This window comes from Pseudomonas sp. P9_31, assembly GCF_034008235.1.
Classification (GTDB): domain Bacteria; phylum Pseudomonadota; class Gammaproteobacteria; order Pseudomonadales; family Pseudomonadaceae; genus Aquipseudomonas.
This window is the reverse complement of sequence record NZ_CP125375.1, coordinates 3383934-3405925: the sequence shown is the minus strand read 5'-3', so window position 1 is coordinate 3405925 and position 21992 is coordinate 3383934. Positions and strand designations below refer to the sequence as shown.

The window sequence follows — 21992 nt, the reverse complement described above, 5'->3', positions numbered from 1 at the left end:
TTTGCGATGGCGTCGATCGAAATCGCCGGGTTTTTTGCAGGAGTAAGTGACGGATCACTACAAGTTCCCGACGCGCTACAAAAAACAATAGCCGCACAAGAGCCGCACAGAGTAGCCGCTCCTTTGCGCCAGGGCAGTGAAATGCAGGATTTTGCCGAAAAGCATGTCAGAAAAATGGATCGGCTCGGCCGTTTTGGGGCAGACTCGATGGCTTTCAACAGTTCGACAAGGCTACCCCATGACCTCAGCGTCTTCGGTTGAAGAGCAACGATTCCGTAAACTCCTGAGCCGCAACGTCAGCCTGCCGTTGGGTGTCGGCGTTGTCAGCGCGGTTTTCTTCATTTCGCTGATCACCTACCTGCTGTCGGTGATCCAGTGGGTCCAGCACACCGACCGGGTGATCAATAATGCCAATGAGGCGATCAAGCTGACCGTTGATCTGGAAACCGGAATGCGCGGCTTCCTGCTCAGTAGCGACGAGCATTTTCTTGAGCCCTATGAGACGGCCAAGCCAAGAATAGAGGTCGCCCTCAATACCTTGCTCGAACTGACCGCAGACAACCCGGTCCAGACCGACCGCCTGCACCGGCTCCAGGCCTTGCACACGGAATGGGCCAATTACGCGCAATCGTTGATCGATTTGCAGCGCGCAAGCGGTGACTACCGCAGCGCAATCAAGGCCGGACGCGGCAAGCGGCTGACCGATGAGATTCGCAAGCAATTCGAAGACGTGATCGACATGGAGCAGCAGTTGCGTGCCACGCGCAACGAGGAAGTGCGTCGTACCACGATTTGGAGCATCGCCCTTTATCTGTTGTTCGTGGCCGGCATCAGCGGGTTGCTGGCCTACATTGGCCGCCGGGATTTGCTCAACCTGTCCCAGAGCTACAGTGCCAACTTCGCCGCGCAACAGGCCAGCGCCCAGCGCCTGGAGCAGCAAGCCTGGTTGCGCAACGGCCAGACCGAACTGGCCGAGCAAGTCCTGGGGCAGTTATCCCTCAATCTGTTGGGGCGCAACATTCTGCAGTTCTGCGCACAATATCTGGGCACTGCCGTCGCGGCGATCTATGTCCGTGAGGAGCATGGTGGCCTCAAGCGCATTGCGTCTTATGGTTTCTCCCGGGAACAGGAGGCGCTTGAACAGCAGATTTACAGTGGTGAAGGCATTGTCGGCCAGGTGGCGCAACAGGCGCGCCTGATTCGTCTTGATGACGTGCCGGGCGACTACTTCAAAGTCAGCTCCGGCCTGGGCGAAGGTTTGCCACATAGCGTGCTGGTGGCGCCGACCAGCGACGATGACCGGGTCAACGGTGTGATTGAGCTGGGGTTCCTGCGGCCGCTGACGGATCGTGACGTCGAACTGCTTGAACTGATTGGCGCCAACATTGGCACCTCGATAGAGGCGGCTCGCTATCGCCAGCGCTTGCAGGAGGTGCTGGCCGAAACCCAGCAACTCAACGAAGAGCTACAGGTTCAGCAAGAAGAGCTCAAGACCGCCAACGAAGAGCTGGAAGGGCAATCGCGGATTCTCAAGGAGTCCCAGACTCACCTGGAAGCTCAGCAAATCGAGCTGGAGCAAACCAACGAGCAACTTGCCGAACAGGCGCAGGTACTGGCCGAGCAACGCGATGCCATGGACCTGAAGAACACCGAATTGAATCAGGCCCAGGTTGAGCTCGAAGCGCGTGCCGAAGAGTTGCAGCGCTCCAGCAAGTACAAGTCCGAATTCCTCGCGAACATGTCCCACGAGCTACGCACGCCGCTGAACAGTTCGCTGATTCTGGCCAAACTGTTGGCGGAAAACCCGCAGGAAAACCTCAGCGCCGAGCAGGTCAAGTTCGCCGAGTCGATCTACTCCGCCGGCAACGACTTGCTCAACCTGATCAACGACATTCTCGACATTTCCAAGGTCGAGGCCGGCAAGCTCGACGTGCGTCCGGAGAACACCAGCGTCGAGCGCCTGGTGGAAGGTCTGCATGGCATGTTCCAGCCGTTGGCCGCAGACAAGAAACTGGATTTTGAGGTCCAGTTGCAGGCCGATGCGCCGCTGCTGGTGTTCACCGACCGCCAGCGTCTGGAGCAAGTGATCAAGAACCTGCTGTCCAACGCGGTGAAGTTCACCGAAAAGGGCACCGTCAGCCTGAGCGTCGCCGCTGTGCCGGGCGACGGCATTGCCTTTATCATCCGCGATTCCGGGATCGGCATTGCTCCCGAGCAGCAGGAAAGCATTTTCGAAGCTTTCCGTCAGGCCGATGGCTCCACCAACCGTCGTTACGGCGGTACCGGCCTGGGCCTGTCGATTTCCCGTGATCTGGCCAAGTTGCTGGGCGGCTCCATCAGCCTGACCAGCACGCCTGGGCAGGGCAGCGTGTTCACCCTGGTCTTGCCGCAGCACTACGTCGAACCGGGCGATACGCCTGTCGAAACGATGAAAGCCACACCGGTGGCCGTGCCGGCTCTTATATCGAAAAGCGCCGAGGTTGCCGCGCCTGTGCCGCTGGTTGCCGACGTCGACATTCCGCGCTTCGACGATGATCGCAACAACGCGCCATTCGCCACTCGTTGCATCCTGGTGGTGGAAGATGAGCCGGACTTTGCGCACATTCTCTACGATCTGGCCCATGAACTGGGTTATCAGTGCCTGGTGGCCCACGGCGCCGACGAAGGTTACGACCTGGCCAGGCAATTCATTCCCGATGCGATCCTGCTGGACATGCGCCTGCCGGATCATTCCGGGCTGTCGGTATTGCAGCGTCTGAAAGAACAGGCCGAAACCCGGCATATTCCGGTTCACGTGATTTCGGTCGAAGACCGCGTCGAGACCGCCATGCACATGGGCGCCATCGGTTATGCGATCAAGCCGACCACGCGCGAGGAACTCAAGGATGTGTTTGCCCGCCTCGAAGCCAGGCTGACCCAGAAGGTCAAACGCATATTGCTGGTCGAAGACGATGATGTGCAGCGCGACAGCATCGCCCGACTGATCGGCGACGAAGACATCGAGATCACAGCCGTCGGCCTGGCGCAGGATGCACTCGACCTGCTGCGCACCACGATTTTCGACTGCATGATCATCGACCTGAAGCTGCCGGACATGCTCGGCAACGACTTGCTCAAGCGCATGTCCACCGAGGATATCTGCTCGTTCCCGCCGGTGATCGTCTATACCGGGCGCAACCTGACCCGGGACGAAGAGGCCGAGCTGCGCAAGTATTCACGTTCGATCATCATCAAGGGCGCGCGCTCGCCCGAGCGGTTGCTGGATGAAGTGACACTCTTTCTGCACAAAGTCGAATCGCGGTTGTCCCATGAACGCCAAACGATGCTCAAGACCGCCCGCAGCCGCGACAAGGTCTTCGAGGGGCGCAAAGTGCTGCTGGTGGATGACGATGTACGCAACATTTTCGCCCTGACCAGTGCACTGGAGCAAAAGGGCGCCGTCGTGGTCATTGGCCGCAATGGCCGTGAAGCGATCGAGCGATTGAATGAAGTCGAGGACATCGACCTGGTGCTGATGGACGTGATGATGCCGGAAATGGATGGTTTCGAAGCCACCCTCGAAATCCGCAAGGACCCGCGCTGGCGCAAGCTGCCGATCATCGCAGTGACGGCCAAGGCCATGAAGGACGATCAGGAGCGCTGCTTGCAGGCCGGCTCAAACGATTATCTGGCCAAGCCCATCGACCTGGATCGCCTCTTTTCGTTGATTAGAGTGTGGTTACCGAAGATGGAACGCATCTAATGGAGCGCAATCCCGAAATCGAGTTGAGGTTGTTGATCGAGGCGATCTACCTCAAGTACAGCTACGATTTTCGCGATTACTCCGGCGCGTCGATCAAGCGTCGGGTCAGTCATGCGTTGAGCCAATTGGAGTGCAATACCATTTCGGCGCTGCAAGAGAAGGTCCTGCACGACCCGACCGCGTTCATGCAACTGCTGCAATTGCTCACGATCCCGGTCAGTGAAATGTTTCGCGACCCTTCACACTTCCTCGCCCTGCGTCAGGAAGTGGTGCCACTGCTCAAGACCTATCCGTCGATCAAGGTCTGGATCGCCGGTTGCAGCACCGGCGAGGAGGTCTATTCGATGGCGATTCTGCTGCGCGAAGAAGGCTTGCTGGAGCGCACCATCCTCTATGCCACTGACATCAACCCGCGCTCGCTGGATAAAGCCAGGCAGGGGATTTTTTCCATGGAGAATGTCCGGGCCTACACTCACAACTATCAGCAGGCCGGTGGTCAGCGTTCGTTCGCCGACTACTACACGGCGGCCTATGGCTACGCCATTTTCGACAAGAGCCTGTGTGACAACGTGACCTTTGCCGATCACAGCCTGGCCACCGACAGTGTGTTCTCGGAAACTCAATTAATTTCGTGTCGTAATGTATTGATTTACTTCAATAAAAAACTTCAGGATCGCGCCTTTGGCTTGTTTCACGAATCCCTTTGTCACCGGGGTTTTCTGGCACTGGGCAGCAAGGAAACCCTGGAATTCTCGGCTTACGGCAATCAGTTTGATCCGTTGGTCAAACCAGAGCGGATCTACCGCAAATCATGAACAGTGCAGGTTTGTCTTCTGTAGAGGTCATCGTGATCGGCGCCTCGGCCGTCTGCTTGTCGAGCTGGAACGAATCGCATGCCAAGTAACATTCAGGCCAAATTGCTGATCGTCGACGACCTGCCGGAGAACCTTCTGGCGCTCGAGGCCTTGATCAGGCGTGAGGACCGTATCGTCTATAAAGCCCTGTCCGCTGACGAAGCGTTGTCGCTGTTGTTGCAACACGAATTCGCCATGGCCATTCTCGATGTGCAGATGCCGGACATGAACGGCTTTGAACTGGCCGAATTGATGCGCGGCACGGAAAAAACCAAAAACATCCCGATTGTGTTCGTCAGTGCGGCCGGCCGCGAGCTGAATTACGCGTTCAAGGGCTACGAAAGCGGGGCCGTGGACTTCCTGTACAAACCGCTGGATGTTCACGCGGTCAAGAGCAAGGTCAATGTCTTCGTCGACCTGTATCGCCAGAGCAAGGCGATGAAGCAGCAGGTCGAAGCGCTGGAGCAAAGTCGGCGTGAGCAGGAGGCGCTGCTCAAACAGTTACAAACCACCCGGAATGAGCTGGAGCAAGCGGTGCGCATGCGTGACGATTTCATGTCCATCGTCGCTCATGAGGTGCGTACGCCGCTCAATGGCCTGATTCTGGAAACCCAGCTGCGCAAAATGCATCTGGCGCGGGCGAACGCCGCGGCGTTCACCCTGGACAAGATGCACGCCATGGTCGATCGCGACGAGCGGCAGATCAAAAGCCTGATCCGCCTGATCGAAGACATGCTCGATGTGTCACGGATCCGCACCGGCAAGCTGTCGATCCGCCCCAGTCGGTTTGACCTGGTGCAACTGGTGAAGAATCTACTGCAGAACTTCGCACCCCAGGTCGAGGCCGCAGCCTCATCGGTCACCTTGACCGCCGACCAGACTGTGGTGGGCAGCTGGGACGAGTTCCGTATCGAACAAGTGATTTCCAACTTGTTGACCAATGCGTTGCGTTATGGCGCCAGGAATCCGATCGACGTACGCGTGTACAATCACGACGGGCAAGCGCGGGTTGAGATTCAGGATCGCGGTATCGGGATCAGTGAAGAGAATCAGCAGCGCATTTTTCAGCAGTTCGAGCGGGTTTCCGCCAAGACCGTTGTGGCGGGCCTGGGCCTGGGGCTGTTTATTTCGCAGCAGATTGTCGCCGCCCATGGCGGCTCCATCACTGTCGAGAGCCGGATTGGCGAAGGCGCCTTGTTTCGCGTTTGTCTGCCGCTGCAGGAAAACAGCCCGATAAACGCAACCTCTGTGTGACCATACGGTCGTATCAGCAGCAATTGACCGAACAAAGGCTTTCCATGAGTGAAGATGCGCAAGATGTGGTACTGATCGTCGAGGACGACCCTTCGATTTTGATGGTGTTGTCTGCTTATTTGTCGGGTGAGGGTTATCGGGTGCTGCAAGCCGAAAACGGCGAGCAAGCCTTCGAAATTCTGGCGAGCAAGCCGCACCTGGACATGATGATCACCGACTTCCGCCTGCCGGGCGGAATTTCTGGCGTACAGATCGCCGAACCTGCGGTGAAGTTGCGACCGGAGCTCAAGGTGATCTTTATCAGCGGTTACCCGCAGGAAATCCGCGAGACCGACAGCCCGATCACCCGCAAAGCGCCAATCCTGGGCAAGCCGTTCGATCTGGATGTGTTGCAGCAGATCATGCAGGAGATGCTCTCCTGAGGCTGCGTCGCACGGATCAATCCTGACCGCACGGCCCTGTAGGAGCTGGCGCAGCCTGCGATCTTTTGATCTTGATCTAAAGCCCTTGCTGCAACGCCGGATCATCCGGATTGAGCTGCTCCAGCTGCGCCAACAGGATCTGCACGTTCTGCAACTGCCCGCTTTCCTTCCAGTAGTTGATCAGCAGCACGCGCGCCTTGCGATCGGCCGGGTGGCGCTGGACGATTTCCTGCAACTGGTTCTGCGCCGCTTCCAGCTCCTGCTCGCCATGCAGCGTGGTGGCCAGGTCGTAACGGTAGTCCTTGTTGTCCGGCTCCAGTTCCACAGCTTTGGACAGCCCGAGCAGGGCGAACTCACTTTGCCCGTGGTGCAGCAGCCAGAGCCCCAACGCATGTTGCAGGTAGGCCGAATCGGGCTGGGCCTTTAACTGCTTCGCCAACAACTGCCTGGCGGCATCGCTTTGGCCCTGTCTATCCAGCACTTCGATCTGCATCACCAGCGCCGGCAGGTTGCCGGGCGCCAGTTGCAAGGTGCGCTCCAGTGCCTGCTGCGCGTCCTTCAGTTCGGCATTGTGCAAATGCAGACGCGCCAGTTGGTACTGGGTTTCAGCGCTTTGCGGCTGACGCTTGAGGACCTGTTCCCAAGCGTCGATGGCTTGCTCCAACGGCCCGAAATACAACCCCAGCTCATCCGGGGACAGGCCCAATAAGGCGTTGACCGCCGCAAACCGGACGCTTTGGTCGCTGTCATCGAGCAAGGGCCCCAGCAACAGACTGCGTTGCCCATTGGGCACCAGCCCGCCGACGCTTTTGATGGCCGCGATGCGCACATCCGCCGATGGATGTTGCAGGTCCGCATCCGCCAGTTTCAGAGCTTGGGGGCTGGGGTAGTTGGGCAGTTCGGCATGCAGCCAGACGCGGCGCTTGGCTGACAGGTCAGGGCGGCTCAATTGCTGGTAAAGGACCCGCGCCGCTCCCGGTTGCCCCGCGCGTGCCTGGGTCAGCGCTTCGCTGTAGCCGCGCCTGATTGCCTCCGGCACCACAGGTGTCGTGCTACGCAGGAAAAACCAGGCGAGGGCGAGGGCAAGCAGTACGCAGAGGCTGAGGAGCAGATAGCGGCGGGACTGAGGCATGCAGGAATCCGGGAGCTGGCGGGCTTTTGCAAAGTCACCAGCTTCGGTCAGGCAGGGCTGTGAGTCAAACCCTGACTCAATTCAGCACGTAGTCGTCGGGTTCGAGAGCGGGTGGCAAATCGGTGTGCCCCAGCGCTGCCAGCACTTCGCGCACCAGCGTACGCACAATGGCAGATCGTTCTCCAATTGGTATGGCTGACAGAGTAATCGACAGGGTCTATCAAAATAAGCGTGCCCATCGGCGAATCGACCTACAGGTTTTGTCGACACTGAAACCTGTCGAGGCCCTGAAGCAATGACTACGCTTGCAGGAGATGACTCGATGAGTGCCCCCATGCAACCGCTGCTTCAATACTTCAAGGCGATCCTCAACCCTGGGCGAGAGGTACTGCTGTTCGCCCTGAGGACCATTGTGGCCGGCCTGCTGACGCTGTATCTGGCCTTCCTGTTCGACCTTGAGCAACCCAAGTGGTCGATCATGGCAGTGGTCATTGTCAGCCAACCATTGGGTGGCATGGCCCTGGCCCGAAGCTTTGGCCAGGTCATCGGCACCACGTTCGGAGCGGTGGTGGCGGTGTTGATCATGGCGATCTTTCACCAGGCGCCGCTGCCCTTCATCATCACCCTGGCCTTGTGGCTGGCATTCTGTACCGCCGGCGGCACCCTGTTGCGCTACACCAGTTCCCAGGCATTTGTTCTGAGCGGGTACACGGCGGTAGTCGTGGCGCTGCTGGCGGTGCCCGATCAGGACGGCACGTTTCTGCTGGCGGTCACTCGTGTGACCGAGACGCTTTTGGCGGTGGCTTGCGTGTGCGTGGTCAGCCTTCTCACGGCGCGGCCGGAAGCTGTGGCGCGGGATTACTTCGCCAAGATCGATCAGGTCATCAAGCTGCTCGCGACCCACGCTGCCGCCGTCATCCGAACCGAAGAAAGTGAGGCCGATTTCCATCGGCGGCAGATGCAGCTGCTCGGTGCAATCAGCGCTCTGGAGGGGGTACGTCGGCATTTATATTACGATGCGCCACGGTTGCGCAGCGCCAATAGTCTGGTGCAACTGCTGGGCAATCAACTGGTGCTGCTGACTTCGCGGTTGACGGCCTTGCGTCACCAGCGGCTACTGCTCACTGAACGCTGGGAAGGCGCGTTGCCGGAAGAGATACAACGTTTGCGCGCCGAAGAACTGGCGTTTCTCGATGAGTTGGCCCTGCAAGGGCGTTCACTGTCGAGCGAGGCACGGCACCATTTCGCCGCACTGCAACAGCGCTTCGATGACCAGGCCTACAAGGCCGAACAACTCACCGAGACGATGCCTGCCACCCTGCGTTCATTGGCCTGGGCACTGCGCTGGGAGCAGGCACGGATGTTAGAGCAGCTGGGGCAGGTTCTGGAACTGAGCGACGCGATCCAGGAAGGGCGTGAAGCCAGTTGCGTGTTCCGTGGCCAGGAAAATCCGCTGCATCTGGACTTCACATTAGCGGCAATGAATGCAATCCGGGCATTTGCCGCGTTGCTGGTGGCCGGTCTGATCTGGATCGAGACCGCTTGGGATGGTGCCCGTGGCGGCATGATTGTGGTGGGGATTCTCTGTTCGCTGATGGCGACTTTTCCGCGGCCGTTGCTGGCCGCGCAAAGCTTTGCCAGGGGGCTGGGTCTGGCCTTGGTGGTGTCGGCGCTCTATCTGTTCATGCTGGTACCGATGATCAGTGACTTCGAGTTACTCGCCTTGTTGCTTGCCCCATTGCTGTATGCCGTCGCGGTGGGGCTGTCCAGTCCGTCAACCACGGGCACAGGCATTGGTCTTGGACTGACGACAATGCTGTTGCTGGGCCCGCAAAACGCAGGAGTTGGCCAAAACAGTGCCATTGCGTGGTTCGAGTTTGCCGGTGCGTATATCAGCGCAACCGCGCTGGCGCTCAGTGTCTACGCCTTGATCTTTCCGTTCAGGCCCGTTTTGCGGATACACCGGCTGTTCAATGAAAACTGCGAGCAGGTCTACGCTTTGCTGAAGACGCCGGCCACCGATGAACAGCAATTTGCGTTTGAAAGCCGCATGGTCGATCGCCTGACCATGATGCTGGGGCTATTGCCGGCTACCAACGACAAGCATTCCAGCGAGCTGTTCGAAGTCAGCCTCGGGTGTATGGCACTGGGTGTGGCTTTGAACCAGCTCAGGCAACAGGGGCAAAGCAACACGTTGCTGAGCACAGACCAGCAAAACCGTTTGCTGGCTGCCGTCCGGGAGACCGGACGATTGATCGCCGGGCGCCCCGGGATTGACCTCGAGCAGCTGCTCGGAAACTTGCGTGTCTTGGGCGATGAAATGGACGACTTGCATTTGGACGTTCATGAACACCTGTGGTCGGTATTCAGGATGCGCGTGGCATTGTTGATCGTGGTGTCGTTTCTGGAGCGACATCGCCAATACTTTCAACCCGCCCAAACGGAAGGAGCGCCAGCCCTTGCCCATTGATTTTGAATTGGGTGGCGTCTACTTGCCGCCGATTGCTCAGGCTTTACTGCTGGCCCTGCCGATTTTCCTGCTGCTGGACTGGATCTTGCGCCGCTTTGGCGTGCTGCGGTTCGTCTGGCATGAAGCCCTGTTCGAAGGCGCGTTATATGCCTGCGTATGCGCGACCCTGATCCTGGTGATGGGAGCCTGATGCCTTGAAGACGATCCTTGCCCGACTCGCGACCCTGGCAGTGGTATTGCTGGCCTTCATCCTCGGCTGGTTCGCCTGGGAGCATTACACCCGCGCACCCTGGACCCGGGATGCACGGGTTCGCGCCGATGTGGTGACGTTGTCCGCCGATGTCTCGGGGCGCATCGTCAGCCTGGGTGTTCAAGACAACCAGCATGTTGAGAAGGGCCAGTTGTTGCTGGAGATCGACCCGGCTCGTTACATGCTGGCTGTGGAGCATGCCAAACGTTCGGTGGAAGTCGCGAAAGCCTCGCTTGGCCAGTCTGAAGCTACGATTGTCGCCAGCGAAGCGCTGCTCAGGCAGCGGCAAAGCGAAGAGCATCGCCGTCGAACCCTCAAGCAGCGCTTCGCGATCTCCGGCGAAGAATGGGAAAAATCCAGTACCGAAGTGGCTGTGGCTCAGGCGGAGCTGTTGCGCAATCAGGCCAATCTGGGCCTGGCACACGCCAATGTGCAGCTGGCGATCGCCGCATTGACCCAGGCCGAACTGGACCTGCAGCGCACGCGGGTCGCAGCGCCTGTCAGCGGTTACGTGACCAACCTGCTGACTCGTCAGGGGGATTACGCCACTGCCGGGGGGGCGTTGTTGGCACTGGTGGACAGTGACTCGTTTTATATCAGCGGCTACTTTGAAGAAACAAAGCTGCCGCGAATCGAGGAGGGCGACCGGGTCAGGGTCGAGTTGATGAGCGGCGAGACTTTCGGCGGCACCGTGCAAAGCATCGCTTTTGCGATTGCCGACCGCGAGAACTCCCCGGGAAGTCGCCTGCTGGCCAACATCAACCCGAGTTACACCTGGGTCAAGCTGGCACAACGGGTGCCGGTGCGGATTCAGATCGACGCCGACTATGTCGCTAAAAACCGCCTGCGTGCCGGGACCACCGCCACCGTAACCGTTGAGGAACACCGAAATAACCAGGCTTCCCACTAACCCCCTGTGGGAGCGAGCCTGCTCGCGATAGCGGTCTGTCTGCCAACATCAAGTCGCCTGTCAGTCAGTCATCGCGAGCAGGCTCGCTCCCACAAGGGATTGTGGTGTTTGCGCTATGGTGTGCAGCCAAAAAAAAGCCCCGCGACCGAATGAGGCGCGGGGCAAAAAATTTGGTTGGGTTGCGGCCAACCAAAGGGGCTCTTAAATCATTACTTGCTGGCGACCGTCTCTGGCTGCCAGCCGCCGCCGAGGGCTTTGTAGATCGCGACAATGCCGCGATACAAATCGACTTCGGCCTGGGCCTGGGTGTCTTCGGCCGCCAAACGCTCACGTTGAGCATCGAGCAGCACGAGGAAGTCCACGGTGCCTTCGCGGTAGCGAATATCGGCCAGGTCGGCAGCGGCGCGGCTTGATTCGCTTTGACGAATCAACGAAATCAGACGCTGCTGACGTTTGCCGTAATCGCTGAAGGCGTTTTCCGATTCCTCAAGGGCCAGCAACACTTTCTGCTCGTAGGTCGCCAGCGCGCCTTCGGCCTCAGCATCGGCGCCGCGCAAACGGGCGCGCACGCTGCCCAGGTCGAACGCCGCCCAGGTAATGCTTGGGCCCAGTGCCCAGGCGTTGGCTGCCGACGAGCCGATCTGCGAACCGCGCCCGGCGGTAAAGCCGAGGAAGCCGCTGAGGCTGACCCGTGGGAACAAATCAGCCTTGGCCACGCCGATACGGGCGGTGGCGGCGGCCAGTTTGCGCTCGGCGCTGAGGATGTCTGGACGCCGTTGCAGCAGTTCGCCCGGATCACCGATTGGCAGGGCCTTGGCGATTGCCGGCAAGTCTTTTGGGCTCAGGTCGACGGTCAGTTTGTCCGGACGCTCACCCAGCAGGGTGGCGATGCGGTTGCGCTGACGCACCTGTTCGGCCTGCAACTGCGGCACGCTGGCTTCGACAGACGCCAGGCGTGCATCGGCGCGGACCACGTCCAGTTGATCGCCGACACCGGCATCACGCAGGCTTTCGGTGATCTTGCGCGACTCCTGCTGGTTGTTCAGGTTCGCCAGGGCGATCTTTTCCCGCAACTGCGCGCCGCGCAGTTGGCCATAGGCGTCCACCAGTTCGGCAATCATGGTGACTTGCAGTTGGTAAAGATCGGCTTCGGCCGCCTGCTGTTCAGCGTCGCTGGATTCCAGGTTGCGCTGGATGCGACCGAACAAGTCCAGTTCCCAGGCCATGTCCAGGCCCAGGTCATAGCGTTCACTGCTGACGCGTTTAGTAGTCTGGCCGGGAATCTGCCCTTTGGCCAAATCACTGCTGGCGCGGCTGGTGATGGTCGGCATGGCGTCATTGCTGGCGTCATCACGAATCGCCCGGGCCGCTTTCCAGCGGGCAAAGGCCACGCGCAAATCACGGTTGCCTTGCAAGGATTGCGTCACCAGCTGATTGAGGGTCGGATCCTCGAACTGCTGCCACCAGATGCCTTCGAAACGGGCGCGGTCGAAGTTCTTCTGACCGGCGCTGCCATCGGTGGCGGCCGTGATGTTGGCCGCCTCGGTGGCTGGGGTTTTGTAATCCGGGCCGACGGCACAGGCACTCAGTGCCAGTACCAGAAGGCTCGGCAGGAAGGCTTTCAGGCTCATTGTTGCGCCTCCAGTTGCTTTTCCAATTTCAGCGCCTTGGCCGCTTTGCGTTGCTCACCGCGCTCCACAAAGTTGCGAATCAGTACGTAGAACACCGGCGTCAGCAACAGACCGAAGAAGGTCACCCCGAGCATCCCGGAGAACACCGCCACACCCATGGCATGACGCATTTCGGCACCGGCACCGCTGGAGAAGACCAGAGGCACAACACCCATGATGAACGCGAAGGAGGTCATCAGGATCGGCCGCAGACGCAGACGGCAAGCTTCCAGTACCGCTGCCAGCGGGCCGAGGCCTTCTTCCTGTTTATCCTTGGCAAACTCGACGATCAGAATCGCGTTCTTACACGCAAGTCCCACCAGTACGATCAAGCCGATCTGGGTGAAGATGTTGTTGTCGCCGCCCGAGGCAATCACCCCGGTAATGGCCGACAGCAGGGTCATCGGTACGATCAGGATCACCGCCAGTGGCAGGCTCCAGCTTTCGTATTGAGCCGCGAGCACCAGGAACGCCAGCAGTACGCAGAGCGGGAACACGAACAGGGCCGTGTTGCCGGACAGAATCTGCTGGTAGGTCAGGTCGGTCCATTCGTAGGTCATGCCGTTCGGAAGTTCATCCTTGAGCAGTTTCTCGATGGCTTTCTCGGCCTGGCCGGAGCTGTAGCCGGGGGCTGCCGCACCGTTGATTTCAGCGGTGATGAAGCCGTTGTAGTGCATCACGCGGTCCGGGCCCGAAGTATCGCTGACCTTGATGAAGGTCGCCAGCGGGATCATCTCGCCTCGGTTGTTACGCACTTTCAGCTGACCGATCTGGTCCGATTCGAGGCGGAACTGCTGCTCGGCCTGAACGTTGACCTGGTAGGTGCGACCGAAGCGGTTGAAGTCGTTGGCATACAGCGAACCCAGGTAAATCTGCAGGGTGTCGAAGATGTCGCTGACGGCCACGCCGTGGGTCTTGGCTTTTTCCCGGTCGATGGCGGCATCGACTTGAGGCACGTTCACCGTGTAACTGGTGAACAGACCGGCCAGTTCCGGCACGCTGCGGCTTTTGGTGATGATGTTCATGGTTTCTTTGTACAGCTCGTCATAGCCCAGGTTGCCCCGGTCTTCGATCTGCAGGCGGAAACCGCCAATGGTCCCCAGGCCTTGTACCGGCGGCGGCGGGAAGATTGCCATATAGGCTTCCTGAATCCCGGCGTACTGGCCGTTCAATGCACCGGCAATCGCACCGGCGGACATGCTCGGGTCCTTACGCTGGTCGAACGGCTTCAGGGTGACGAACACGATGCCGGCGTTAGGGCTGTTGGTGAAACCGTTGATCGACAGGCCCGGGAAGGCCACCGCGCTTTCCACACCAGGCTGTTTCAGGGCCAGGTCGGACATGCGCTTGATCACGTCTTCGGTACGGTCCAGGCTCGCGGCGTCCGGCAGTTGCGCGAAGGCCACCAGGTATTGCTTGTCCTGGCCGGGTACGAAACCGGTCGGGGTGCTGGAGAAACCGAAGAAGGTCAACACCATCAAGCCGGCGTACAGCAGCAGGGCGATACCGCTGCTGCGGATAACCCGGCCCACGGTGCCGACATAGCCATGGCTGGCCTTGTCAAAGAAGCGGTTGAACGGACGGAACAACCAGCCACCGAAGATCTTGTCCAGAACTTTGGAGAAACGGTCTTTCGGTGCGTCATGGCTTTTGAGCAACACGGCGGCCAGCGCCGGCGACAAGGTCAGCGAGTTGAAGGCCGAGATCACGGTCGAAATCGCAATCGTCAGGGCGAACTGTTTATAGAACTGTCCGGTCAAGCCGGAGATGAACGCGGCCGGGATAAACACCGCACACAACACCAGTGCCGTCGCGATGATCGGGCCGGTTACTTCACGCATCGCACGCTTGGTGGCTTCTACGGGCGTTAATCCCAGCCCAATGTTTCGCTCGACGTTCTCCACCACCACGATCGCATCGTCGACCACGATACCGATGGCCAGTACCAGTCCGAACAGCGACAGGGCGTTCAACGAGAAGCCGAACAAGTGCATCACGGCAAACGTACCGATCAGCGAAACCGGCACCGCCACCAACGGGATGATCGAGGCGCGCCAGGTTTGCAGGAACAGGATCACCACCAGCACAACGAGGATCAGCGCTTCGAAGAGGGTGTGAACCACCGCCTCGATGGAGCCGCGCACGAAGATCGTCGGGTCATAGACGATGCTGAAGTCCATGCCTTCCGGGAAGTTCTTCTTCAGCTCGGCCATTTTCGCCCGAACGTCGTTGGAGATCTGGATCGCGTTGGAGCCAGGGCGCTGAAAGATCGGAATCGCCACTGCTGGCTGGTTGTTCAGCAACGAGCGCAGGGCGTATTGGCTGGAGCCGAGTTCGACGCGAGCGATGTCTTTCAGGCGAGTGATTTCACCATTTTCACCGGAACGAATGATGATGTTCTCGAACTCTTCCTCGGAAACCAGACGGCCTTGGGTGTTGACCGACAGCTGGAACGCCGTGGCATTCGGTGCAGGCGGAGCGCCCAGGGCACCGGCGGCGACCTGACGGTTCTGTTCACGAATCGCGGTGACCACATCGGTGGCGGTCAGGTTGCGCGAAGCGGTCTTGTTCGGATCGAGCCATACCCGCAACGAGTAATCGCCCATGCCGAACAGCTGCACGTCACCGACACCGCCCAGACGCGCCAGCTCATCCTTGATGTTGAGCAAGGCGTAGTTGGACAGGTAGAGCATGTCGTAGCGTTTGTCCGGCGAGGTCAAGTGCACAACCATGGTCAGGTCGGGCGATGCCTTGTCGACGGTGATACCGATACGTGTCACTTCCTCGGGAAGTTTCGGCTCGGACCGCGTCACGCGGTTCTGCACCTGCACCTGCGCGTTGTCCAGGTCGGTGCCCAGGGCGAAGGTGATGGTCAGGGTGATCTTGCCGTCAGCGGTGGACTGCGAGGACATGTACAGCATGTTCTCGACGCCGGTGATGGCTTGCTCCAAAGGAGCGGCCACGGTTTCACCGATGACTTTAGGGTTGGCGCCCGGGAAGTTGGCACGGACCACCACGGTCGGTGGCACCACTTCCGGGTATTCGCTGATCGGCAACTGGAACAGCGAGATGGCGCCGGCGATCAGGATCAGCAGCGACAGTACCGCTGCAAAGATCGGCCGTGAAATGAAGAATTGGGAAAAATTCATCGGAGTAATTGTCCCTTAACCGCGTGGAGTCGCAGCAGCCAGTTTCACAACCGTGCCCGGCGCGACCTTGGCAGGTGCGACTTGAGGCAGGTTGCTGGCTTCCAGCGCTTGTCGTTGTTGAGCGAGGGCCGCGAGGGTTTCCTTGCTGGCCATCGGGATCACTTCTGGGGTGACCGGTGAGCCAGGGCGAACCCGTTGCAAGCCCTTGACGATGATGGTGTCGTCTTTGTTCAGGCCGCTGCGCACGATGCGCAAACCTTCGATTTTCGGACCCAGCTCGACGGGGCGGTAAGCCGTTTTGTTGTCGGCATCCATCACCAGCACGAACTTTTTACCCAGGTCGGTACCGACCGCTTCGTCGTTGATCAACACCGCGGAGTAGGTGCCGCTGCCCACCAGTTTCAGGCGCGCATAAAGACCCGGGGTGTAGGTGCCGTCGCTGTTGTCGAATACCGCACGACCGCGGATGGTGCCGGTCTTCGGGTTGACCTGGTTGTCGACGAAGTTCATCTGGCCCTGGTGCGGGTTGCCGTCTTCATTGGACAGGCCCAGGTAAACCGGCGTGGTTGCGCCGCGTTGCCCCTGGCGGGCGAGCTGGGTGTATTTGAGGAACACACGCTCGTCGGCGTCGAAGTAGGCGTAGACCTTGTCGGTGGAGACCACGCTGGTCAGCGCGGTGGTATCGGCGGTCACCAGGTTGCCGGCGGTGATTTCCGCACGGCTGACGCGGCCGTTGATCGGGGACGTCACGCGGGTGAAGCTCAGGTTCAGTTTGGCCAGGTCCAGTTGTGCCTGGAGGGCGCCGACGGCGGCGCGGGCTTCTTGAGCCGCGCTGGTGCGCGAGTCGGCGAGTTCAGCGGAAATCGCGTTGCTGGTGCGCAGGCGTTCGCCGCGCTGGGATTCGTTTTCGCTGCGGGTGGCCGTGGCGCGAGCTTGCGCAACCAGGGCTTCGAGGCGGCGGACCTCAGCCTGGAATGGACGCGGGTCGATCTGGAACAACAGATCGCCTTTCTTGACCAGCGCGCCTTCGGTGAAAGCCACGTCATCGATCTGCCCGGAAACCCGTGGACGAATCTCTACCGTTTCCGGCGCTTCAAGGCGCCCGGTGAATTCGTCCCACTCGTTGACCGGTTGTTCCAGCACCTTGGCCACGCTGACTTTGGCCGCGGGCATGGTGGCGGCAGCGTCCGGGGTCTTGCCGCAGGCGCTCATCACCAATACGGCCAACAGGGCCAAGGGGAAGCGCAAATGTTTGAGTGACTGTTCCATGGAAGCATCCGCCAATTTATTGAGAATGGACGGATGATGCTTGGCGGGGTTGTATGGCACGAATCGAATGAAGCAAAGGTAACTATCATTCGGAATGATATAAGCTCAAAGCGAGCCCTCTAGCATGCACCTTCCATTAGTGGGCTATCAAATGAAATGATGACAAATCAGTGTTGCAGGGAGTGTAAGGGATTGGCTTGAAACGCATACGGCCTCTTACGTCAAGGAAAGCGCCAGCTCGGAGAGTCTACCTAAGCGTGTGGACCTCGAATGTGCCGTCGCCTGCGTTGAAAAAGTCGGAAAAAGCCCGTTGACACCCATAAATTCTTCTACGTAGGATCAGGCCTCTTCAGGAGCAACAACCGGGCCAGGGAGTGACTGGTCTGCCGTAATGGCATGCGTGCCACAGGCACGTCCTTCGACAAGATTTCCTGCATTTCCTGTAGGAAAGCATCCTGTTATCTGATTGTGATTTGTCCTTGATCAGGGTTGGTTTTTCATTTGACTTACGAAAGACAGCGCTACTCCCTAGAGTGGGCGCCTCAAGCGAACTGTCGAACATTTTGCTGTGCGCAAGTCTGCCTCTGCGTTACCTGTTTAGCGTTTACCGACGCGGCCGCTGTGTTTGCCTCGCACTTATGAAGCGGTCAGTCCAACTATTCAAAAGGAACTGAATATGTTTGTTCGTAGCATTCGCGATGTCGAGAAAACCGACTTTTTCGTCGAGTGGGGATCCGGCACTAGCCACCGCCTGCTGACAGAGCAGGACGGAGTCGGCTTCACCATTTGCCACACGGTGGTTCGAGCCGGTACGGAATCGCTGCTTCATTATCGCAATCATCTCGAGGCTTGCTATTGCATCGGTGGTGAGGGCGAAATCGAAGACATGGAGGGCACCATCCATGCAATCCGTCCGGGAGATATGTACGTTCTGGACAAACATGATCGTCACTATCTGCGTGGTGGAAAGTTCACGGACCTTATTCTGGTCAGCGTTTTCAATCCTCCCCTCGCAGGCACCGAGCGCCACTCTATAAACAATCAGAGTGCCTCTTCGTACTGAGTCCCGAAATGGACTGCCTGTTCGACGGGCCAGTCGTTTCCAACCAGCGAGTAACGAGACGACAGGCTTTTTTCAGACTGTTGAGTGACCGTGCGGAGTTGATGATATGAAATTGTTCAGGCCGTTGCTTCAGCGGCCCGTAGCCTTGCTGTGGGGAGGGTTGGCGCTCTCTTCGATCGGTGACGAACTCTTCGCGATAGCCATCGCCTGGATGGCGGTACAGATCGCAGGAACCGATGCAAGCTGGCTCAGTGCTTTACGCGGTGCCGCCGCGTTGGCAGGTGCTTTGCTGGGGGGGATATGGGCAGAGCGCTGGGACCACCGTCGCACGATGATCGGCGCCGACCTGGCGCGGGCCGGGCTTGCCTTGATTCCGGTGCTGGCTTGGGGGCTCGGCATCATGAGTCTGTGGATGCTGGCGGTGCCGCTCATGCTCATGATGATCGTCAACTCATTGTTCGAGCCGGCGCTGCGCGCCAGTCTTCCGCGGATTGCCGCGGCGCCGGACCAGCTGCAATCGGTCAACGCGCTGTTCGATGCGATCATCCGGGTTGCCCGGGTGATCGGGCCAATGCTGGCGGCGGCGATTACGCTGCTGATTCCGATCGAGCATCTGTTTACCCTGAACAGCATCACCTTCCTGATCTCTGCGTGGGCGGTCATGAAGTTGGGCAAAGCGTTGCCGCGCCAACCTGTCAAGGCAACAAGCCGGCGTGCCGGATTTACCGCCGGTTGGACAAGTCTTGCGGGACGCAGCCAGATGCAGGCGGTGTATGTGTGTGCGGGACTGGGCAATGTCGCCTGGAGCGTGGGTATATCGATCGGCATGGCGTTGGCCGTCGTCAAATACGATATCCAGGGATTCGGCGTACAGGGTTTTGCTGCCTACGGCCTGATCATGGGGGCATACGGGGCAGGGAACCTGATCTCCATTTTTGTTGTGGGCAATCTGCAGATCCGTCGCTTGTATCACGGGTTTACCTTCGGCTCCGTGGTCAACGGCTTGGGCATCGCGATCATCGGTGCGGCCGTGCTGTACCTGCCACCGGAACACGTCTTGACGGGGATGATGGTCGGCGCAAGTCTTGCGGCACTCGGCGGGCCACTGATCGACATCTCATTCATTCTGCTCATTCAAACCCGGTTCAGGCAAAGCGAAATCGCCGGGCTGGCAAGGCTGCGCTTTGCCACGCTGGGTGCGTCGATTCTGATTGCCGGTGCCTGCGGTGCTGCGCTGTATGCCCGTTTTGAAACCGGCCTGGTGATTGTCGGTGCCGGGATTTTCGAAGTGATCGTGGGGGCCATTGTGCTGCTCGTCCCCAAGGATAACGAAGCCGTACAGGCGAACAGGGTAGACGGCGCTTCGTCGTCAACCTTGGCGGATGGTAGCGAGGTGGCCAGATGAAACAGTTCCATGACTATGTAAAAGACCACGCCGAGCGAATGCCGGACAAGATTGCGCTGACCATCAGTGGCCGACAGATCACCTACGGAGCGTTGGACGAACTCGCCTGCGTGGTAGCCCGGCAGTTAGTGGGCACAGTTATGGCCTGCCGAAATAGGGAAAAGCCTGTTTCGGCAGCTTCGGCAGGTCGATATGCTGGAATACGATAGTCAAAAACCTACCGACGTGAGGCTACCGCTCATTACGAGGTGCCGGACCCAGAAATTCAGTAATCAGCGACGTCACTTGCTGATGAATCACCTCACGCGATCGCCCGCCGTCGCCATCCAGGCAAATCATGCCGTCCCCCGGCGCCTCTGATTCGAGCAACTTCACCGCGCCCGGTTTGCACAGAGACAAGAAACTGAAGTGGCTGGCGTCGCTGATCTCGACGTAGCGCGTCGAGGCATGCGGCAGCCGTTTGGCCAGGTCGGCGGACTCCATCTGCGCGGGAAGGTCTTCAGAAGGCACGCCCGCCGCGATCACCAGTGCCGGAACCGGCAGCGCCGCGAGGCTCGCATCGGTCAACCCGCGTGACAGGCCCAAGTCTAGCGAGACAACGGCGGTGACGCGTTTGTCGCTCAGGTCAGAGCTTAATCGAGTCTTTGACTCTGGGATGCTGCCGGGGTTGATCTGTTGGTAAACGCGGCAACTGGCCAACTGCGGATGCGCCTTGCAGTCTTGGGCAAACCGCTCGGGATCGAAGCGTGCTCCGGTGATTTCCAGCGCGGTCCAGCCGCCGAGGGAATGACCGACCACTGCAATTCGACGCTTCGCGACCGCGCCGAATTGTTCCGGCTGAGCCATGACCGCATCGATGGCCCGGCTCACGTCGGCAGGTCGTTGCCACAACTGGGCGGCCGCTTCAGGGTTGCGATCCCTGGTGGTGGTGCCCGGATGATTGACCGCCGCGACGATGTAGCCTCGGTGGGCGAGTGTGCTGGCCAGCCAATCCTGATTGCCCCAGTTGCCACGGAAGCCGTGGGAGAGCACCACCAACGGATGTTCGCCGGCAGCCGCTGGCGCATTGCGTACGGCGAGGGCACCAACGAACGCCGGGCTGTCGGCGATCAATTGCGGTTTGGCAGAGGTTGCACTCGGGTACCAGACGACCATCTCCAGCGCACGCTCGTTGTGCGCGTCTGGCAGGGTCGAGGACTGGAAGCCGATAGGGTTGCCATCAGCGAGTGCGTGGGCGGAGAGACAGATCAGAAGCAGGGGGGCGAAAGCTTTTTTCATTGTTTTCATCTTCCTTGACTGGATCAACTGATGGAGAACTTCGATCCGCCGTGAGGCGCACTCCCATTTCGAACGCGCGGCTCTCGAACCCGAACTCGGCGTACATCCGCGCAGCGCGTACATTGAACGGCCAGACGATCAACCGCAAGTCCTGAGCGTCGTGTTCAATCGCCCAGTCTTTTACGATGTTTATCTAAACATCTGCTCAATCATGAGCCTGGAGGGGATGAGTAACGTATTAGTGTAATAGGCTTTATACCCATAGGCGGTGATGCGGACTTTGCATGGAATTGAAATTTGCGACGCAAGCAGGGGCTTGATGGCGTCATAGTCATCCAAGTCGCGTTGAGTCCCATTCGGATTGGTGTAGTAAAAGATGAGCTCGGAAGAAAACTTGTAATTGGGTTTGGCTTTACTGTTCGCGGTCACCCGTCCTTCGGCTTTTATATCTATTGAATGCTCCGATGAAAATTCCATGTCTCGATTGAGAGAGCAGATCAGGGTAGGTGTGAGTTGATTGGACTTTTCGTAGTCATTGAAAGCGCTCTGCAAATCCACAGTGGAGCTAAAGCGGGCAGTGAACAAATTGCTGGGGCCAAGCCCGAAAGACGATAACGTGAGGTCGGCGGGTGGAATGCTGGCCGTTTTTGCACAGCCAGTGCAGAGAAGTATTGCGAAACAAATGACGCTGCGGAGTATGTTCATTTGCCGAAAATACCATTAATTGAATCAAGAATCAGATCGCAGGCGGACTTCGTCCCTTGAACAGGTTGCTACGCAATATATGCTCAATAAGGAGACTCAAAGGATGGAGATCAAACGAGCTCGGCCCGACGATGCCCAAGTGGCATTCGATATTCGCCTGCAAGCAATCCGACACCAATGCATCGGCGCCCACACCCAGGAACAAATGCGGGCGTGGCAGCCCCCGTTGGTACTCAGCCCAATGGCCAGGGAAACGCTCGAATGAGAAAACGTAACCCTGAATCTCGTTCGTCTGCACATCGGGGTCGAACATGCGCCGGATCTGTGTGCGGATTTGGCTCAGGCGTTTGATCAGATGGGCTGACGCGTCAGCCCATTCAGAGACTCTCAGGGTCGCCAAAGAACATTTTGACTAGGCT

At 59.0% G+C, this 21992-nt stretch carries 17 protein-coding genes and 2 pseudogenes; 12 read left to right on the top strand and 7 right to left on the bottom strand.

From position 1 onward, the window contains the following. Nucleotides 1-6 precede the first annotated feature (6 nt). From QMK51_RS14870 to QMK51_RS14850, 5 genes are all read left to right on the top strand, one after another. Nucleotides 7-261, top strand: a complete 255-nt coding sequence (locus QMK51_RS14870) for a hypothetical protein (RefSeq protein WP_320390699.1) — start codon at nt 7-9, stop codon at nt 259-261. Continuing rightward, nucleotides 239-3742, top strand: a complete 3504-nt coding sequence (locus tag QMK51_RS14865) for a response regulator (RefSeq protein ID WP_320390698.1) — start codon at nt 239-241, stop codon at nt 3740-3742. Before QMK51_RS14870 ends, QMK51_RS14865 begins: the two co-directional genes overlap by 23 nt. Continuing rightward, a complete protein-coding gene (locus QMK51_RS14860; protein WP_258695910.1) occupies nt 3742-4557 on the top strand; it encodes a CheR family methyltransferase in 816 nt (271 codons plus the stop codon). The genes QMK51_RS14865 and QMK51_RS14860 overlap by 1 nt, the downstream gene beginning before the upstream one ends. 78 nt (nt 4558-4635) lie before the next feature. Continuing rightward, nucleotides 4636-5850: a hybrid sensor histidine kinase/response regulator gene (locus tag QMK51_RS14855; protein ID WP_320390697.1), complete on the top strand. Its 1215-nt coding sequence runs from the start codon at nt 4636-4638 to the stop codon at nt 5848-5850. A gap of 44 nt (nt 5851-5894) precedes the next feature. Then, on the top strand, nt 5895-6272 hold the full coding sequence (locus tag QMK51_RS14850; RefSeq protein WP_320390696.1) for a response regulator: 378 nt from the start codon (nt 5895-5897) through the stop codon (nt 6270-6272). 76 nt (nt 6273-6348) lie between these two features. Here the strand turns inward: QMK51_RS14850 and QMK51_RS14845 are convergent, their stop codons facing one another. Continuing rightward, nucleotides 6349-7404: a tetratricopeptide repeat protein gene (locus QMK51_RS14845; protein WP_258695908.1), complete on the bottom strand. Its 1056-nt coding sequence runs from the start codon at nt 7402-7404 to the stop codon at nt 6349-6351. A gap of 76 nt (nt 7405-7480) precedes the next feature. Then, nucleotides 7481-7579 (bottom strand): annotated as a pseudogene (locus tag QMK51_RS14840) (bestrophin); the annotation flags it as partial. Between the two features lie 147 nt (nt 7580-7726). Here QMK51_RS14840 and QMK51_RS14835 point away from each other — a divergent pair. The 3 genes from QMK51_RS14835 to QMK51_RS14825 are packed head-to-tail and all read left to right on the top strand — an operon-like array spanning nt 7727 to nt 11034. Beyond that, on the top strand, nt 7727-9874 hold the full coding sequence (locus tag QMK51_RS14835) for an FUSC family protein (RefSeq protein WP_320390695.1): 2148 nt from the start codon (nt 7727-7729) through the stop codon (nt 9872-9874). Then, nucleotides 9864-10064, top strand: coding sequence for a DUF1656 domain-containing protein (locus QMK51_RS14830; RefSeq protein WP_038983381.1), 201 nt, complete (start codon nt 9864-9866; stop codon nt 10062-10064). The genes QMK51_RS14835 and QMK51_RS14830 overlap by 11 nt, the downstream gene beginning before the upstream one ends. A gap of 4 nt (nt 10065-10068) precedes the next feature. After that, the gene (locus QMK51_RS14825) at nt 10069-11034 is read left to right on the top strand and encodes an HlyD family secretion protein (RefSeq protein ID WP_320390694.1); all 966 of its coding nucleotides are present in this window, start codon (nt 10069-10071) and stop codon (nt 11032-11034) included. 209 nt (nt 11035-11243) lie between these two features. Here QMK51_RS14825 and QMK51_RS14820 read toward each other — a convergent pair whose 3' ends face one another. Genes QMK51_RS14820 through mexE form a run of 3 tightly spaced genes read right to left on the bottom strand, consistent with a single transcriptional unit; the run spans nt 11244 to nt 17122 of the window. Then, complete coding sequence (locus QMK51_RS14820; protein WP_320390693.1) at nt 11244-12665, bottom strand: efflux transporter outer membrane subunit; 1422 nt, start codon at nt 12663-12665, stop codon at nt 11244-11246. Then, nucleotides 12662-15853 (bottom strand): efflux RND transporter permease subunit, encoded by a 3192-nt coding sequence (locus tag QMK51_RS14815; protein WP_320390692.1) that lies wholly within the window; start codon nt 15851-15853, stop codon nt 12662-12664. Before QMK51_RS14815 ends, QMK51_RS14820 begins: the two co-directional genes overlap by 4 nt. Before the next feature lie 15 nt (nt 15854-15868). Then, on the bottom strand, nt 15869-17122 hold the full coding sequence (gene mexE / locus QMK51_RS14810) for a multidrug efflux RND transporter periplasmic adaptor subunit MexE (protein ID WP_320390691.1): 1254 nt from the start codon (nt 17120-17122) through the stop codon (nt 15869-15871). A gap of 676 nt (nt 17123-17798) precedes the next feature. Between mexE and QMK51_RS14805 the strand changes: the two genes are divergently transcribed. From QMK51_RS14805 to QMK51_RS14795, 3 genes are all read left to right on the top strand, one after another. Beyond that, complete coding sequence (locus QMK51_RS14805; protein WP_320390690.1) at nt 17799-18185, top strand: ectoine synthase; 387 nt, start codon at nt 17799-17801, stop codon at nt 18183-18185. A gap of 106 nt (nt 18186-18291) precedes the next feature. Then, nucleotides 18292-19590 carry an MFS transporter gene (locus QMK51_RS14800; RefSeq protein ID WP_320390689.1) on the top strand — a complete coding sequence of 433 codons (1299 nt, stop codon included), beginning with the start codon at nt 18292-18294 and terminating at the stop codon, nt 19588-19590. Further along, the gene (locus QMK51_RS14795) at nt 19587-19799 is read left to right on the top strand and encodes a hypothetical protein (RefSeq protein WP_320390688.1); all 213 of its coding nucleotides are present in this window, start codon (nt 19587-19589) and stop codon (nt 19797-19799) included. Before QMK51_RS14800 ends, QMK51_RS14795 begins: the two co-directional genes overlap by 4 nt. Before the next feature lie 22 nt (nt 19800-19821). On the opposite strand, the gene QMK51_RS14790 is transcribed toward QMK51_RS14795, so the two are convergent. Together QMK51_RS14790 and QMK51_RS14785 are read right to left on the bottom strand one after the other, a co-directional pair. Then, nucleotides 19822-20868, bottom strand: a complete 1047-nt coding sequence (locus QMK51_RS14790; RefSeq protein WP_320390687.1) for an alpha/beta hydrolase family protein — start codon at nt 20866-20868, stop codon at nt 19822-19824. Between the two features lie 189 nt (nt 20869-21057). Next, nucleotides 21058-21573, bottom strand: coding sequence for a hypothetical protein (locus QMK51_RS14785; RefSeq protein ID WP_320390686.1), 516 nt, complete (start codon nt 21571-21573; stop codon nt 21058-21060). A gap of 103 nt (nt 21574-21676) precedes the next feature. On the opposite strand from QMK51_RS14785, the pseudogene QMK51_RS14780 reads away from it, so the two are divergent. After that, a pseudogene (locus QMK51_RS14780) lies at nt 21677-21790 on the top strand (GNAT family N-acetyltransferase); the annotation flags it as partial. Nucleotides 21791-21992: the final 202 nt, after the last annotated feature.

Bases quoted from the DNA above. Each gene is read 5' to 3' on its own strand.
- QMK51_RS14800 (WP_320390689.1), top strand. From the start codon at position 18,292: ATGAAATTGTTCAGGCCGTTGCTTCAGCGGCCCGTAGCCTTGCTGTGG.
- QMK51_RS14870 (WP_320390699.1), top strand. From the start codon at position 7: ATGGCGTCGATCGAAATCGCCGGGTTTTTTGCAGGAGTAAGTGACGGA.
- QMK51_RS14815 (WP_320390692.1), bottom strand. From the start codon at position 15,853: ATGAATTTTTCCCAATTCTTCATTTCACGGCCGATCTTTGCAGCGGTA.
- QMK51_RS14805 (WP_320390690.1), top strand. From the start codon at position 17,799: ATGTTTGTTCGTAGCATTCGCGATGTCGAGAAAACCGACTTTTTCGTC.
- QMK51_RS14855 (WP_320390697.1), top strand. From the start codon at position 4,636: ATGCCAAGTAACATTCAGGCCAAATTGCTGATCGTCGACGACCTGCCG.
- QMK51_RS14785 (WP_320390686.1), bottom strand. From the start codon at position 21,573: ATGAACATACTCCGCAGCGTCATTTGTTTCGCAATACTTCTCTGCACT.
- QMK51_RS14790 (WP_320390687.1), bottom strand. From the start codon at position 20,868: ATGAAAAAAGCTTTCGCCCCCCTGCTTCTGATCTGTCTCTCCGCCCAC.
- QMK51_RS14835 (WP_320390695.1), top strand. From the start codon at position 7,727: ATGAGTGCCCCCATGCAACCGCTGCTTCAATACTTCAAGGCGATCCTC.
- mexE (WP_320390691.1), bottom strand. From the start codon at position 17,122: ATGGAACAGTCACTCAAACATTTGCGCTTCCCCTTGGCCCTGTTGGCC.
- QMK51_RS14850 (WP_320390696.1), top strand. From the start codon at position 5,895: ATGAGTGAAGATGCGCAAGATGTGGTACTGATCGTCGAGGACGACCCT.
- QMK51_RS14860 (WP_258695910.1), top strand. From the start codon at position 3,742: ATGGAGCGCAATCCCGAAATCGAGTTGAGGTTGTTGATCGAGGCGATC.
- QMK51_RS14865 (WP_320390698.1), top strand. From the start codon at position 239: ATGACCTCAGCGTCTTCGGTTGAAGAGCAACGATTCCGTAAACTCCTG.
- QMK51_RS14820 (WP_320390693.1), bottom strand. From the start codon at position 12,665: ATGAGCCTGAAAGCCTTCCTGCCGAGCCTTCTGGTACTGGCACTGAGT.
- QMK51_RS14795 (WP_320390688.1), top strand. From the start codon at position 19,587: ATGAAACAGTTCCATGACTATGTAAAAGACCACGCCGAGCGAATGCCG.
- QMK51_RS14845 (WP_258695908.1), bottom strand. From the start codon at position 7,404: ATGCCTCAGTCCCGCCGCTATCTGCTCCTCAGCCTCTGCGTACTGCTT.